Annotated in this window: 12 protein-coding genes; 8 read left to right on the top strand and 4 right to left on the bottom strand. The window is 59.7% G+C overall.

Annotation, left to right across the window (positions count from 1 at the left end):
- Nucleotides 1-126 precede the first annotated feature (126 nt).
- The 3 genes from ACYQ11_RS18660 to ACYQ11_RS18650 all read right to left on the bottom strand — a co-directional run bounded on the left by ACYQ11_RS18660 (nt 127) and on the right by ACYQ11_RS18650 (nt 4,033).
- On the bottom strand, nt 127-1,731 hold the full coding sequence (locus ACYQ11_RS18660; RefSeq protein ID WP_459925334.1) for an ABC transporter permease subunit: 1,605 nt from the start codon (nt 1,729-1,731) through the stop codon (nt 127-129).
- A 30-nt stretch (nt 1,732-1,761) separates the two neighbouring features.
- Nucleotides 1,762-2,805 carry an ABC transporter permease subunit gene (locus ACYQ11_RS18655; protein WP_459925333.1) on the bottom strand — a complete coding sequence of 348 codons (1,044 nt, stop codon included), beginning with the start codon at nt 2,803-2,805 and terminating at the stop codon, nt 1,762-1,764.
- Nucleotides 2,806-3,289: 484 nt separating this feature from the next.
- Nucleotides 3,290-4,033: a hypothetical protein gene (locus tag ACYQ11_RS18650; RefSeq protein ID WP_459925332.1), complete on the bottom strand. Its 744-nt coding sequence runs from the start codon at nt 4,031-4,033 to the stop codon at nt 3,290-3,292.
- A gap of 457 nt (nt 4,034-4,490) precedes the next feature.
- On the opposite strand from ACYQ11_RS18650, the gene ACYQ11_RS18645 reads away from it, so the two are divergent.
- Nucleotides 4,491-6,242, top strand: a complete 1,752-nt coding sequence (locus ACYQ11_RS18645) for an AAA family ATPase (RefSeq protein WP_459925331.1) — start codon at nt 4,491-4,493, stop codon at nt 6,240-6,242.
- Complete coding sequence (locus tag ACYQ11_RS18640) at nt 6,212-6,712, top strand: hypothetical protein (RefSeq protein WP_459925330.1); 501 nt, start codon at nt 6,212-6,214, stop codon at nt 6,710-6,712. Before ACYQ11_RS18645 ends, ACYQ11_RS18640 begins: the two co-directional genes overlap by 31 nt.
- Before the next feature lie 252 nt (nt 6,713-6,964).
- On the opposite strand, the gene fdhF is transcribed toward ACYQ11_RS18640, so the two are convergent.
- Nucleotides 6,965-9,664: a formate dehydrogenase subunit alpha gene (gene fdhF, locus ACYQ11_RS18635; RefSeq protein ID WP_459925335.1), complete on the bottom strand. Its 2,700-nt coding sequence runs from the start codon at nt 9,662-9,664 to the stop codon at nt 6,965-6,967.
- 482 nt (nt 9,665-10,146) lie between these two features.
- Between fdhF and modA the strand changes: the two genes are divergently transcribed.
- From modA to ACYQ11_RS18605, 6 genes are all read left to right on the top strand, one after another.
- Nucleotides 10,147-10,926, top strand: a complete 780-nt coding sequence (gene modA / locus ACYQ11_RS18630; protein ID WP_459925329.1) for a molybdate ABC transporter substrate-binding protein — start codon at nt 10,147-10,149, stop codon at nt 10,924-10,926.
- 14 nt (nt 10,927-10,940) lie between these two features.
- Entirely contained in the window at nt 10,941-11,630 is a 690-nt protein-coding gene (modB, locus tag ACYQ11_RS18625) for a molybdate ABC transporter permease subunit (protein ID WP_459925328.1), read from the top strand.
- Nucleotides 11,627-12,682: a molybdenum ABC transporter ATP-binding protein gene (gene modC, locus ACYQ11_RS18620; RefSeq protein WP_459925327.1), complete on the top strand. Its 1,056-nt coding sequence runs from the start codon at nt 11,627-11,629 to the stop codon at nt 12,680-12,682. The genes modB and modC overlap by 4 nt, the downstream gene beginning before the upstream one ends.
- Before the next feature lie 467 nt (nt 12,683-13,149).
- Nucleotides 13,150-13,683, top strand: coding sequence for a diaminobutyrate acetyltransferase (gene ectA, locus ACYQ11_RS18615; RefSeq protein WP_459925326.1), 534 nt, complete (start codon nt 13,150-13,152; stop codon nt 13,681-13,683).
- A 9-nt stretch (nt 13,684-13,692) separates the two neighbouring features.
- Complete coding sequence (gene ectB, locus ACYQ11_RS18610; RefSeq protein ID WP_459925325.1) at nt 13,693-14,967, top strand: diaminobutyrate--2-oxoglutarate transaminase; 1,275 nt, start codon at nt 13,693-13,695, stop codon at nt 14,965-14,967.
- Entirely contained in the window at nt 14,967-15,359 is a 393-nt protein-coding gene (locus ACYQ11_RS18605) for an ectoine synthase (protein WP_459925324.1), read from the top strand. The genes ectB and ACYQ11_RS18605 overlap by 1 nt, the downstream gene beginning before the upstream one ends.
- The last annotated feature ends 34 nt before the right edge of the window (nt 15,360-15,393 follow it).

Below are 15,393 nucleotides of genomic sequence, written 5' to 3'. Positions count from 1 at the left end.
GTTTTGAATTAACTAAGGCTTCAGACGGTTTCCCTATCCGTTTGTCAACGCGCCTGAGTTCGGCCTGCCTCATGGGCAAAGCGAAGCGTGCCCATCAGGGCGCCAGGTCAACCATACACCGTCTAACTACTCCAGCCTGGCATACCGTTTGGGGTCGTAGGCGTTTCTCACGCCTTCGCCGATGAAGACCCCCAGAAGCATCACGATAAACAGGGCCAGGGACGGGTAGACGATCAGCCACCAGGCCCAGCGGTACTGCTGGGCCTGGGCCAGCAGTTCACCCCAGCTCGGCGTGGGGGGGGGCAGGCCGAAGCCCAGGTAATCCAGGGCGGCCAGGGACCCGATGGCCCCCACCAGGGAGAAGGGGAAAAAGGTGATCACCGGTACCATGGCGTTGGGCAGGATATGCTTGAAGATAATTTTGAACGAGGAAATCCCCAGGCATTTGGCCGCCTCGACGAAGGGCTGTTTTCTCAGGCGAAGAAACTCGGCCCGGACGTAGTAGGAGATCCCGATCCAGTTGAAGATCCCGTAACAGACCAGAAGCAGGCCGAAGCTCCGGCCGTAGACCGAGCCCATCAGAATCATCACGTAAAGAAACGGCAGGGCGCTCCAGATTTCGATCAGCCGCTGGGCCGTGATGTCCACCGTGCCGCCGTAGTATCCCTGGACGGCCCCGGCACCGATGCCAAGGGCCATGGAACTGACCACCAGCACCAGGCCGAAGGTCAGGGAAATCCGAAGGCCGTAGAGAATCCGGGCCAGCACGTCCCGACCGGCCTCGTCCAGTCCCAGAAGATGACGGCCGGTGGGCGGATGGGGAAAGCGGATATCCTTTTTGTCGAACTCGGCCCGGTAAAACCCTTTGCCGATATCGAGGAACAGGGCATCCACCGGGCGATCGAAACGCATCGAAAGGCGGTCGGTCAGTTTTTTCCGGGTGTCGTCGTCCAGGGACCGCCACAGTTCCGGGGGGCTTCCCTTTATCGCAAGGGTCTTGTCAAAACGGATTCGGACGGGATCATCCCCGATCGTTCCCTCTTCCCGGAGGGTCAGCCGGACGCTTTTCGGCGGCGTGCTGCGGGGGGCATACGCCGGCAGTTCCAGGACGGCCCGCCGGCCGTTTGCAAAGGCAAGGCGGGTTTCGAAGGCGTCTTCTGCCCTGTTTTCGAACCGGCCGGCCACCGCATGCGTCACCGCATCGGGAAGGGTCAGAAAATCTCTGATCGGGCGGCCCCAGATTTCGGGCTCAGGCAGATCCGCAAAGGTCCCGAAGGAGGCGGAGCGGGATATCGTGCCGTCCGGACGCAGATTGACCGTGGCCATGCGGAGCATCGGATAAAGTTCCAGGGTCACCATCCGGTCTGCGGCCAGATCCGAGGGCGACACGCTTTCATAGGGGCCGTAGGAGAGCAAAGGAAAAATCATGATATTGCGCGGGTTGTCCGCAAACAGGGGCAGCGCCGCCATCTTCTTGTAATCGGGCCGGGTCTGTTTGCCGTTTCCAAGAAACGCATCTTCCGGATAATACCGAAACACGGGAAAATAAGATTGCCCCTCAAGGCGCAGGTAAAGGGGATCGCTGTTGCACACCAGTTCGGCCCCCAGGCTGATCAGGTAGAGTGCGGCGAGAATCCACAGGGAAAAACGGGCCAGGCGCCGGCTTCTGAACCGCTTCAGTCTCCGGATCGTCTCGGGGTTTTGGACGGCAAAAAAACCGGTGATCGTCATGAGCCTATCCGATCGTTCATGGCACCTTTGTCACGCATCCCGGAAATTGATCCGGGGGTCGATGAGCACATAGCAGAAATCCGACAGAATGTTACCCACAAGACCCAGCAGGGAGGTCAGGGACAAAATGCCCATGAACACCGGGTAATCCCGCCCCACGATGGCCTCGAGGCTCAGGCGCCCCATGCCCGGAATTTCGAACACCTGCTCGATGATCACCGATCCGGCGAACATCACGGTCAGGATGGACCCGAAGCCCGTGGCGATGGGGATCAGGGAATTCCGAAAGGCGTGGCCCCAGACCGCCCGGGAGAATCCGGCGCCCTTGGCCACCACGCAGCGCATGTAATCCCTGCTGATCTGTTCGAGCAGCGAATTTTTCATCAGAAGGGTCAAGACGGCGAAACTGCCGATCATGTAACAGCACAGCGGCAGAAACATGTGCATGAAAATGTCCTTGACCTTGAGCACAAACGGCAGGCTGTCAAAATGATCCGAGGTGAAGCCCGACACGGGGAACACGTCAAAGAGACCTTCCACGGTGCCGCAGAACAGCATTTTGAGGATCATGCCGAAGGCGAACACCGGCACGGCGTAGCCCACGAACACCAAAAGGCTGGACACCACATCCACCGCCCGGGTGTGGTAAAGGGCCTTTAAAATGCCCAAAGGAATGCAGACCAGGTAGGTCAGGAGAAATCCGGTGATCCCGAAAATCAGGGAGACCTTGAACCTCTCGCTGATCAGCTGCCAGGCGTTCTTGTTGGGAAAACTGTAGGATTCCATGCGCATACCGATGCGGTTTTCGACCAGCCAGGTGTAATACCGCTGGTAAAAGGGCTTGTCAAAACCGAAATGGGCCTCGATCTGTTTGCGCTGGGCCTCGGAGATGGACGCGGCGTTGGCCGATACCGTCGCCGGCCCCGATTCCCCCACGCCCTTCATCGCCATCAGCGCCTGCTCAACGGGCCCGCCGGGCACGAACTGGATCAGCAGAAAACACACCAGGGTGATTCCGATAAAGGTGGGAATCACCAAAAGAAACCGGCGTATGAAATAATCGGCGCGCTCCATTTACGTTACCTTGAACCTGTTAACAGGGATTGGACAGACGGACCCGGATTCCGGGAAAAACCTCTGCCCATCTATAAAGCATTTACCGTTTCAGGGCAAGGGCTCATTGGGGCCCTGCCAGGGCAATCGCATGTCTATCCCGCACGGCCCATGAATCACGGCATGGGATGCCCCCAGGAGCGTTGCCGTGCGACATGCCCCGGCATGTCCGGCGTTCTCTGTGTCTCCGTGCCTCTGTGAGAGCGATTAAACCGGCGTCTTTGAAGGGCACGGTCTATGTAATTTCTCACGGAGACACAAAGGCACAGAGGGTCTCGTGTGTTCAAGCGGTGTATTTCTTGCCGGCACGGATGACGTGTTTAAGTCAACAGGATTGATCTGAGATCAATCCACTGAGATTCTCACGAAGGCCGTTTTTAGTTTTCTTCAAGGATATGAAACATACGGTGACAAAACGGTTTCCCGTCGTGATCCCCTCGGGCAATCAGAACGGGAAGCCCAGCTTGATCATCGTCACGTTTTCTTCGTCGCTGTCGTCCGGAATGGAAAGCAGTCCGCTCAGGCTGATGCCGTTTTTGAACAGCACGTCAACGCCCAGGGTGTTGCTGTCGAAGGTGACGGTCTGTTCGGGGTCCGAGGTGATCGTCGCGCCCGGTTCATCCTCGTTGTCCGTCGTGACCCGCAGGGATTCATGGCGGAAAAACACGATGGCGGTCACCGTTCCAAGCGCGACGGCCGCCTGGGCACCCGCCTCCCAGCCCAGGCCTTTGTCGGTGGATTCCACCCGGTCGCTGCCCGGGACACCGGCCACAGACAGATCGGATTCGGATTCACCGTAATGGAAAAGCCCCCCGCCGAAAATGATCAGGTTCAGGGCTCCGATCCGGTGCTGGACCTCTCCCCGAAGCCCCCCGGCCGCGAAGGTGTAATCCATGTCCATGGTGACGCCCCCCATAACGGGATCGGTATAGGCCTGGTCACCGGTCAGATGATAGGCCCCGACCGAGGGCGACAGGGCCACCCGGTCACTCAGGGCGAACCGCTTGACGCCCTGGATCCCGCCTCCGTAAACATCGTCGTAGTTGATATAGACGAGTTCCCCGCGGCCTGTGTGAACCCCCTTGGCGAACGTTGGCCCCGTCAGGGGCGACGGTGCGATCTGAACCGCCTGGGCGGCCACGGTCAGGCTTGTAAACATCAGCGTCACAAAAAGAAAACATCTGGTCATGGTTCTCCCCCCTGTCCCGATGCCGGGACGTTTTTCATTCATTGGTTTGTTTTTTGGTCGCCACCATACCATGCCGGGGCCCATCGATCAAGGGAGGGCGCGGCGCGATCCAGGGCAATCGCATATGCTATTCGTTCCGCAGGAAGAGACCCATGTGTTTTAAGATCATACATGCGATTGCCCTGCGGCGCGAGCGATCCCGATATCGATCAAAGCCGGTAACCACCCGGCCGAAAAGACATTTTGACTCGTCGGTGCAAACCGTGATAGAGTATGGTCAATATTTCATCAACGGGCTCATTTCAGTTCCCGTCATCTCCTCCGTAACCGCTGTGATCCGCCGTGAATAAGGGCCCGTTGGCCATCGCCGGCCGACCGATACCGTCGACAGACAGACACCCGCGACTCAGACAAGGCGATCGTTTTTTACATGGACACCCGACAAGGACGGTTTGTCATGTATCGATCCCATTACGGACTCATCCGCAAACCCTTCCAGCTGAGCACCGACCCGGCGTTCTTCTGGCTCGGGGAAAAACACAAGGAGGCCCTGGCCACCTTGAAATACGGCGTGATGGACCAGAAAGGCTTCCTTCTGGTGTCCGGAGACGTGGGCACGGGCAAAACCACCCTGATCAACGCCCTTCTGGAAACCTTGGACGACTCGGTTCTGGCGGCCACCGTCAGGGATCCGGCCATGGATCTGATCGGGTTTTACAACTACATCGCCCTGTCTTTTCAGATACCCGGCCCCTTCACCTCCAAAGTCGATTTTCTCGCGGCGTTCAGTGATTTTCTGAACAAGGCCTATCGGTCCGGCCGGACCCTTTTGCTGATCATCGATGAAGCCCACAGCCTGTCCCGGGAGGTGCTTGAACATATCCGACTGCTGTCGAACATCGAAAAACCCGATGAAAAACTCATCAGCATCTTTTTCGTGGGACAAAATGAAATCCATGACACCCTGTCTTTGCCCGAATGCCGGGCCCTTCGGCAGCGCATCAGCCTGGTCTACCATATCGATCCTCTGTCCGAAAAAGAAACGGCGGCCTACATCGCCTACCGGCTGGGCGTGGCCGGGGCCCGCCGCTCCATCTTCACCCACGCCGCCGTCCGTGAAATCCATCACGTGTCCATGGGATACCCCCGCATGATCAACACCCTGTGCGATCACGCTCTGGTCACGGGCTATATCCGGGATAAAGTCACCATTCCCCCGTCGATCATCACCGAATGTGCGCAACAGTTCATCGTGCTCAACAGGGGCGTGAACGACGGGGTCTTTCCCGCCCCGGTTCGCCCGCACCCTTACGGCGTCACACGTCAGGCTCCATCGACGCCCGGCCCGGCCCGGCCCGTCAGAACGGCTCCCCCGTCAGACGACCGCCATCAGCCTGTTCCCCGGACGAAACGTTGGATCGGATTGACGGCGGCCTGTTTGGCCCTGCTCATGTCCATCCTTGCCCTCGTCTATCGAATGCGGCCCGACGCCTCGGGCACATCCTCCATGCCCCCGACCGCCGTCGCATCACCCGCCGGAGCGGAAGCGGCCGCGTCAAACGCCACTCCGGCCGACACGGCGTCGAACGGGTTTGAACCCCTTTCGGCACAGGCCCGAAACGCCCTCGACCACAAAGACTACAGCCGGGCCATTCCCCTTTATCGGCAGATCATCGCGCAAAACGCCCCGGACCTTCGGCCGGATATTCGAATCGACTATTCCAGGGCCCTCCGGGGCCAGGCCGACCTCATCGCCGGGCAGTACCCCGATCAGGCCCGGGAGCTGCTCACCGCGGCCGTCGACATCGATCCCCGCCACGGGCGGGCCCATTTTGATCTGGGCCGACTGTGGACGGAATCAAACAACCACGTCAAGGCCGTTCAGGCCTATCGGGCCGCCGCCGACCTGGCTTTCCGGCCCTGCGAGACCTATTACAATCTGGGCTATTCCTACGCCGCCCTGAAAAAATTTTCCCTGGCCGAGCAGATGTTCCGCCAGGCCGCGGCCCTGAATCCGCCCTATCTGGACAAGGCGCTTTTCAACCTTGCAGTGGTCCAGCACCGGCAGGGGAAAAAGCAGCCGTGCATCGACAATCTCGAAAAAGCCCTGAAACACAATCCCGGCAACCTCAAGGCGAAGGGCTATCTCACGCGGCTTCAACCCGACAAGGACATGCCATGGATCAGCGCGGCCAACGCCACCCCATAGCCTGCGGTGCATCGGCCCTTCTTGCCGTTGTCGTCATCGGGGCCTGTGCCCGGCCTGTGCCGATCGTAAAGGTCCCCAAGGTCCCTGATGTCGTCCGGGAAACACCGGCGACGGAGCCCCCCGTGCCCCCCGGCCCTGCTTTTTATCGTCATTCGGTACGCCTTCCGGGCGAAACCCTTTCTCTGGTTGCGAAATGGTACACCGGCTCCGCAGCCCGCCTTCGGGAGATCGCCCGCATCAATCCCACCCTCGATCCCAACCGACTCGCCGTTGGCGATGTGGTCTCCATTCCCATGGCCATGATCACCAGGGACCGGCCCATGCCCCGCACCTTCCTGCCCGCCCCGGCACCCCCGCCCGCCCGACGCGCCCCACCGCCGCCGCCCGACGCCGAGGAACTGTTCGGCCCCATGGACGTCCCGGACCTGACCGACGACGACGCCTTCGACCTCTTCCCGCCCGTCAACTGACAGGGCCAGGGCTTTTTGGCAGCCTTATTAAGGGGGGGCTTCCGGCAGCCGGAATTTTTTTCACCAACATTCCTTATTACGCTCAGGTTTCATACACGGACGATCACGGACGTGCACAGACGTTCACGGACGGGGTGGCAGTCGCTTCGGTGGAAGGAGTTGAATCCACGGGCCTGCCCGGCCATCAAACGTAAAACGCCCCGGTCCCATGGGGGGCCGGGGCGTTTTACTGTTTTTCGGACCGGGTTTTGATCAGGCCCGTTTTTCGATATTGACGGCGCAGGCCTTGTATTCGGCCGTTTTGGTGAAGGGGTCGAAGGCGGCATGGGTCAGCCAGTTGGCGTTGCCTTCCCGGAAATGGAAGGCCATCCAGACCATGTTCTCCGGCACCTCCTCGGTGACCCTGGCCTTGACGTTGACCGCACCCCGGCGCGACGATACGGTAATCATCTCGCCGTCGGCGATACCCAGCCTTCGGGCGTCGGCGATGGAGATATCGGCGGTTTCCTCGCCCAGGAGGTCGTTGAGACCCTGGGTGCGGCCGGTCTGGGTCCGGGTGTGATAATGATACAGACGCCGTCCGGTGCTGAGGACGAAAGGATAATCCGCGTCGGGCACTTCGGCCGGCGGCGTCCACCGGGCCGGGGTAAAGATGCCGCGGCCGTGGGTGAACTGGCCGTCACGGTGCAGGAATCCCGTCCCCGGATGATCCGGGGTCGGACAGGGCCACTGAAGGCCGTCGCCTTCGATGCGGCCGTATTTGATCCCTGCCAGGGCCGGGGCCAAAACGGAAATTTCATTGTCCCAGATCTCCCGGGCGCTCTGCGAGGGCCAGACATGGCCCATGCGACGGGCGATTTCACGGAAAATCCACCAGTTGGGCATCGCGTCTCCCGGAGGGGCGCAGACGGTCCTGACCCGGCTGACCCGGCGTTCGCTGTTGGTGAAGGTACCGTCGTTCTCGCTCCAGGCCGCCGCCGGAAGCACCACATCGGCAAACCGGGTGGTTTCGTTTTCAAAAATATCCTGAACCACAAGAAATTCGGCGCTTTCCAGTTCATGCTCCACCTTCCGGATATCCGGCTCGGTGTTGGCCAGGTTTTCGCCGAAAATATAGAAGCCTTTGACCTTGCCCGTGACGAGCCCGTGCATCATGTCGGGAATCATCAGCCCGTTTTCAGACGGCAGGTCTCTGACGCCCCAGGCCTCCTCGAACTTCTTCCGGGCATCGGGATTGACCACGGCCTGGTAGCCGGGGAACACGTTGGGCAGGGCTCCCATGTCGCAGGCGCCCTGGACGTTGTTCTGGCCCCGCAGGGGGTTCACGCCGCCGCATTCCATGCCCAGGTTGCCCAGGAGCATCTGGAGGTTGGCCACGGACACCACGTTGTTGCGGCCGCAGGTATGCTCGGTGATGCCCAGGGTGTAGCAGAGCATCATGGGTTTGACCGAGGCGGTCATGCGGGCGGTTTTGACGATCATCTCCGCGCTGACCCCGCTGATCTCGGCGGCTTTTTCAGGCGGATAGTCCATCACCACCTGTTTGAGTTCCTCGAAATTCGAGGTGTGCTTGTCGACAAAGTCCCTGTCGTAAAGATTCTCGGTGATCAGAACGTGCATCAGGCCGTTCAAGAAGGCGATGTCCGATCCGACCCTGATGGGCACATGCAGATCGGCAAATTCCGTCAGCTTGTGCTTCCGGGGATCCACCACGATCAGTTTGGCCCCCTTGCGCACCGCGTTTTTAAGGAACGTGGCGGCCACGGGATGGGCCTCGGTCATGTTGGACCCGATGACGAAGAACATCTTCGCGTTTTTGAATTCCCTGAAGGAATTGGTCATCGCACCTGAGCCGAACGTTGTCGCCAGACCGGCGACCGTGGGGGCATGTCAGGTACGTGCGCAGTGATCAATGTTGTTCGTCTTGATCACCGCGCGAAACAGTTTCTGCATCTGATAGGAATCTTCGTTGATGCTCCGGGCACAGCTGACGCCGGCCAGGGCGTCGGGGCCATGGTCCTTGATGATCCGGCTGAATGTCTCGGCCACCAGATCCAGGGCTTCGTCCCAGGAGGCCTGGTGAAACACGCCGTCTTTCTTGATCAAAGGCGTGGTCAGCCGTTCCTTGGAATGAATGAAGTCATAGCCGAAGCGGCCCTTGACGCACAGGCGGCCCTGGTTGGGTTCGGCGCCTTCCGCGCCGGACACCTGGACGATGCGTCCGTTTTTCACATGGAGAATCTGCTGACACCCCACCCCGCAGTAGGGGCAGGTGGTCCGGATCGCCTCGGTTTCGCAGAGCCGGGGTTTTTCGTAGGCGTCCCGGGGGACCAGGGCCCCGGTGGGGCAGACCTGGATGCACTGGCCGCAGAACACGCAGTCCGAGTCCTTGAGCGGCAGATCCCCCTTGGCGACAATTTTGGTGTCAGCGCCCCGGTAGCCGAAATCGATGGCGTCGTTGACCTGAATTTCCCGGCAGGCCTGAACGCAGCGACCGCAGAGGATGCACTTGTCGAAGTTTCTCAAAATCAGTGGATTGACCGCTTCCATGGGGTAACGGGACGACGTTTTCGGATAACGTGACCCCTTGACCTTGTAGCGGAAGGCCAGCTCCTGGAGCCGGCAGTCCCCGCTGGCCGGACAGACCAGGCAGTCCTCGTGGTTGCCCGACGAGAGCATCAGCTCAAGGGTGGTTTTGCGGGACTGAATGACCGCAGCCGTTTCGGTCCGGACAACCATCCCTTTGGATGCCGGAACGGTGCAGGCGGTCATCAGGGTCCGGGCCCCTTCCACCTCCACCACGCAGACCCGGCAGGCCCCGGTGGGAGTCGTGTCTTTGAGATGGCAGAGGGTGGGAATGTCGATCCCCACTTTTTCGGCCGCCTCCAGAATCGTCTGGCCGGGTTCGAAGGGCACGTCCCGGCCATCGATGACTAAAAAGTTCTCACGCATCATGTTGTCTCCTGTCAAATGTCATGCACTCCTCGTGACGCTGCAAGGGAGTCCACGGTCCAATGTGTTGTCGATACGGATGGTGAATCGAACGGGTGTCATCTGAAAAAATTGCTCCGTTACTCTATCCATCCGGTGCCCATATTTGTCAATATTTATTCATATAGCCGATTAAATACTACCAAAAATAACAATGATGAACTATAAATGACATGCCATCGCCCCGGACAGACCGATAAGGTAAGGGTTTCCCCCGGACATCGGCAAGGGTGACCCGGTTCCGTCCCGAACAGACATTTTCGTCGAAAACGGGCGACAAAAACGACATCCCTGTCCGGCGATCCCAAGGTCCTGTGGGGAAAAAACCGGCCAATCCCCGGACAGCCCGCAGTTCTTCCCGCGATCGTTTCCGTCCGGCGGCCCGGCACGATTCCTGAATTGACCATGAACAAACCAGACCCGAACGTACACAGGAGGCCTCCATGACACTCAAAAAAAACGTCACCCTGCTTTTTGTCTCCCTGCTGCTGCTCATGCCGTCCCTTAGCAGCGCCACAGACGTCCACATGTCCGTTGCGGCAAGCATGACCGACGCCGTCAAGACACTTACCGATCAGTTCAGCCGGAGTCACCCGGACATCACCATCCGGCTCAACCTCGGATCATCGGGAGCCCTGGCCCGGCAAATCGATCAGGGGGCCCCGGCCGACCTTTATATTTCGGCCAACACCAAATGGATGGATCACCTGATTGAAACAAAACGAATCGACAGCCAAGCCGTCCGGATTCTGGCCAAAAACCGGCTGGTTTTCATCGGCGGCAAGGGCCTTAACGTGGCCTCGCTGACGGATCTGACCGGGCTTTCACGCATTGCCCTTGGCAGCCCCCAGAGCGTTCCGGCGGGCCAGTATGCCATGGACGCCCTGACGGCAGTCGGAATCTATCAGGACCTGTTGGCGCGGAACGTTCTGGTGATGACCAAGGACGTTCGCCAGGCGCTTCTCTACGCGGACCGGGGCGAAACAGACGGTGCGTTCGTGTACGCCACCGATGCCCTTCTGGCTGAAACGGCCGTGGTCCTTATCACCGTCCCGTCTGACCTCCACGCCCCCATTGTCTACCCCATGGCCCTGACCGTCGAGGGAAAGGAAAAGGCCGAAGCCCGTGTCGTCTTTGAGTTTCTGACAGGGCCCGTCGCCCGCTCCGCCCTCACGTCCTTCGGGTTTGACGCTCCGGAGGGCAATACGGCCGCGACCCCCTGATCCAAGGAGAGCGTATGATGCCCTTCAGCCCCCAGGATCTTCAGGCCGTCGCCCTGTCCATGAAAGTGGCAACATGCGCGACCCTCTTGTCCGTGCCGCCCGGATTCGCCATGGCCTATGCGCTGGTTCACGCCCGCGTGCCGGGCAAGTCCCTCATCGAAGGAGTGATCAACCTGCCCCTGGTGCTGCCCCCTGTGGTGGTCGGTTACCTGCTGCTGCTGCTGCTGGGACGGTCCGGCCCGCTGGGGCCGCTCTTCGACCGGCTGGGCATCCGGGTGGTGTTCAGTCTGTCCGGGGCGGTCATCGCCTCGGCGGTGGTGGGTTTCCCCCTTCTGGTCCGATCCCTGAAGCTGGGCATGGAAGCCATCGACCCCCATTACATCCGTGCCGCCCGAACCCTGGGCGCCGGCTGGTGGGACTGCCTGTTCACCGTAACCCTGCCCCTGTCGGGCCGGGCCTTGATGGCGGGCATGACCCTGATGTTCGCGCGAAGCCTGGGCGAGTTCGGAGCCACCATCATCCTGGCGGGCAACATTCCCGGCGTCACCCAGACCATTCCCCTGGCCATTTACGAGTATACCGGCGTGCCCGGCGGCGATACCATGGCGCTGGCCCTCTGCCTGGTTTCCATCGGTCTGTCGTTCGTCGTTCTCCTGATCAGCGAATCCATGGCGCGGACCATGAAACGCGGGAGCCGCCCATGACGCTTGACGCCCTGATCGAAAAAAAACGCGGTGATTTCACGCTTGACCTCCGATTCGTTTCCGAAAAAAGGCGAACCGGTGTCTTCGGGCCCTCGGGCAGCGGGAAATCCACCCTCATGCACATGCTGGCCGGCCTGATCCGGCCGGACCGGGGGCATATCCGACTGAACGGCGAGGTGCTGTTCGACAGCGAGGCGGGCATCGACCTCCCCCCGCACCGCCGCCGCATCGGCGTGGTGTTCCAGCACGGCCACCTGTTCCCCCACATGACCGTCCGGAAAAACCTGATGTACGGTTACAGACGCCGCCCCGGCGAGGCAGGCGAGGTCGATCCCGACACCCTGATCAAAGTCCTGGGCCTTGCTCCCCTGCTCGACCGGAGCGTATTGCGCCTGTCCGGCGGGGAATGCCGGCGGGTGGCCCTGGGACGGACGTTGTTGGCCGCGCCGCGCCTTATTCTGATGGACGAACCCCTGACCGGCCTGGACCGTGACCTGAAATACCAGATCATCCCTTACCTGAAACGGGTGTTCGAAGACATCGCCATTCCCGTGGTGTTCATCAGCCATTCTTTGGGCGAAATGAGGCTGATGACCGACGAGGTCCTCGTCATGGACCGGGGCCGCCTGACCGGTCGGATGCCCGCCGAGCAGCTGGCCCGAAAAAGCATGATGGCCGGCCGTGAGGCCTACGCCAACCTGCTGACCCTGACCGACCCCCGGCCCCACCGGGATCTGTGGCGATTCCGGTGGGGCGGCATCAGCCTGATTCTCACGGAACCGGGGAAAACCGGTGAAAACACCTTCGAACTGTCGTCCCGGGAAATCATGCTGTTCAAGCGCCATCCCGAAGCGTCCAGCGCCCGGAATCTGTTGAACTGCACCGTCACCGCGACCTTTTCCCTGGGCAACCGCACCGGCGTCGAACTGGACTGCGCCGGCCGGAAACTGATCGCCCAGATCGTCCCCGAAGCGGCGGAGGAACTGGGCATTGACATCGGCGTACCTGTGGTTGCCGGCATCAAGGCCACGGCCTTCCGGAAATTGTTCTGACGCAGGCGCGGTCCCCCAACCCAGGGGCGGACCGTGCCGGATTCAAAGTCATTTCAGCAATTATTTTTTTCCTATCTTGAAATCCCTGTATCAATAAAAATATTCCAGGGGGTTGACATATCCCTCAGAGCCTTATATGGTATCTAATTAATTTCAATCAATTTTATTTACAGGCTTGAAACCATGGACCCCGACAACCGGACATCGACCTTTTTTTGCTATTTTATCTGCTCATTGATCAGCAGCCTCGTTCTTTATGATATTCAGACAGAACACCAGCCCATTCCACACCGAAATACCCTTTAATTTCAGATTAATATCATTTAGAATTCGACACTGCGATCACCTTTTGAATCACTCGTGAGGACATTTCTAAATTCTCACAATTCATTTAAAAGCAACGGTATAGCTGTTATTAACAAAACGTAATAATCATAAAATATTGTTTTAATTTGGAAAATTATCTTATGAAGGCACAGAGCGACACCAGGACATCCTCAAACGGAGAAACCATCATTTTTCGTCATCCCACCGCCGAAGACGGACGGTTCATGCACGATCTGGCCATCCGATCCCGGACACTGGACGTCAACTCCTGCTACCATTACCTGATCATGGGACGTCATTTTTCACAAACATCCATGGCGGCCGAGTCCGGGGGACGCATCGTGGGGTTTGTGACCGGCTACATCCCCCCGGAGGCACCCGACACCCTGTTCATCTGGCAGGTGGCCGTCGACGGTGAGTGCCGGGGGAAGGGTATCGCCCTTGCCATGCTCGAAACGCTGACACGCGCTCTTTCGGGCCGTCGTCTGAGCTATCTCGACACCACCATCACGGCGGACAACGCGGCATCGATCGCCCTGTTCACCGCCCTGGCCCGAACGGTCGGGGCGCCCTATGCATTCAACGACACTTTTTTTTCCGAAGGGCTGTTCGGGAAAAGCGGCCATGCACCCGAAACGCTTTTCCGCATCGGACCCGCCCTTCATTCATCCTAGGAGGATATCATGAGAATCTTTGAAAATCTGGAATCACGGGTCCGGGGCTACGTCCGGTCCTTTCCCACCATCTTCGAAACGTCCCAGGGCAGCATCCTGACCGATGAATCCGGTCGGGAATACATCGACTTTTTCGCCGGAGCGGGCACCCTGAACTACGGGCACAACAACCCGAAGATCACCGAGGCCCTGATCGCCTATCTGCAGAAAAACGGGGTGGTCCACAGCCTGGACATGGCCACCACCGCCAAAAAACGGTTTCTGACCAAGCTGTCGGAGACCATTCTTGAGCCCCGTAATCTGGAATACAAGGTCCAGTTCACCGGCCCCACCGGCACCAACACCGTGGAAAGCGCCATCAAGCTGGCCCGGATGATCAAGGGACGCTCGAACATCGTGGCCTTCACCAACGCCTTCCACGGCCTGACCATGGGAGCCCTGGCCGTCACCGGCAACAACTTCTACCGGGACGAGGCCCATATCAGCCGGTCAAACGTGAGTTTCCTGCCCTACGACAACTACCTGGGACCGGAGTTCGACACCCTGGCTTATTTCCGGAAAATGCTCACGGACAACAGCAGCGGGCTGGATCTTCCGGCGGCGGTCATCGTCGAAACCATCCAGGCCGAAGGCGGGATCAATGTGGCCGGCGCCGAATGGCTGCGGGGCCTTGCCCAGCTCTGCTACGAATTCGACATCCTCCTGATCATCGACGATATCCAGGTGGGCAACGGGCGCACCGGGGATTTTTTCAGCTTCGAGGACTCTGGCATCAAACCCGACATGGTGACCCTGTCCAAGGCCATCGGCGGCGGCCTGCCCCTGGCCCTCTTGCTGCTTCGCCAGGACCTGGACCAGTGGAAGCCCGGCGAGCACACCGGGACCTTCCGGGGCAACAACCTGGCCTTCGTGGCCTCCACCGAGGCCCTGTCCTACTGGGACACCATGGACCTGTCCAATGCGGTCAAGCATAAATCCGCTGTGATTCGAAAAGCCCTGACCGCCATCGCCGACAAGCATCCGGACCTGAACGCATCTGTTCGTGGCCGGGGCATGATCTTCGGCCTGGAACTGCCTGAGCGGGGCATGGCCTCGCAGGTATCCGAGCGCTGTTTCGAAAAAGGGCTGGTCATCGAACTGTCCGGCGCCGACGACCAGGTGGTGAAATTCCTGCCGCCTCTGGTCATCGACGAGGAAACCCTGCTGCGCGGCATCGGCATCGTCGAGGAAGCCATCGATGAAATTGTCGCCGAAAAACATGAATGCCTGACCATGGAGATGTGATGATTGTAAGACAGCTTGACGATATCATAGGAACCGACCGGGACGTCCGGGCGGAAACGGGAACCTGGGCCAGCCGCCGGCTGCTGCTCAGAAAGGACAACATGGGGTTTTCCTTCCACGACACCACCATCTTCGCGGGCACCACCACCCTGATCTGGTACAGGAACCATCTGGAGGCGGTGTACTGCGTGGGCGGCGAAGGCCAGCTCGAAGTCCTGGAGACCGGCGAGATCATCCCCATCAAGGACGGCACCATGTACGCCCTGTCCAACCACGAGAAGCATCACCTGACGGCCTTTTCCGACCTTCGGATGATCTGCGTGTTCAACCCGCCCCTCACCGGCCGTGAAGACCACGACGCCGACGGGGTCTATCCGCTTTTGGAGGATTAAAAACAGGGACGTGAGCCGGGGTAAACGTATGCTC

It is taken from the genome of Desulfatiferula olefinivorans, assembly GCF_054657895.1.
This window is presented reverse-complemented; position numbering and strand designations above follow the sequence as displayed.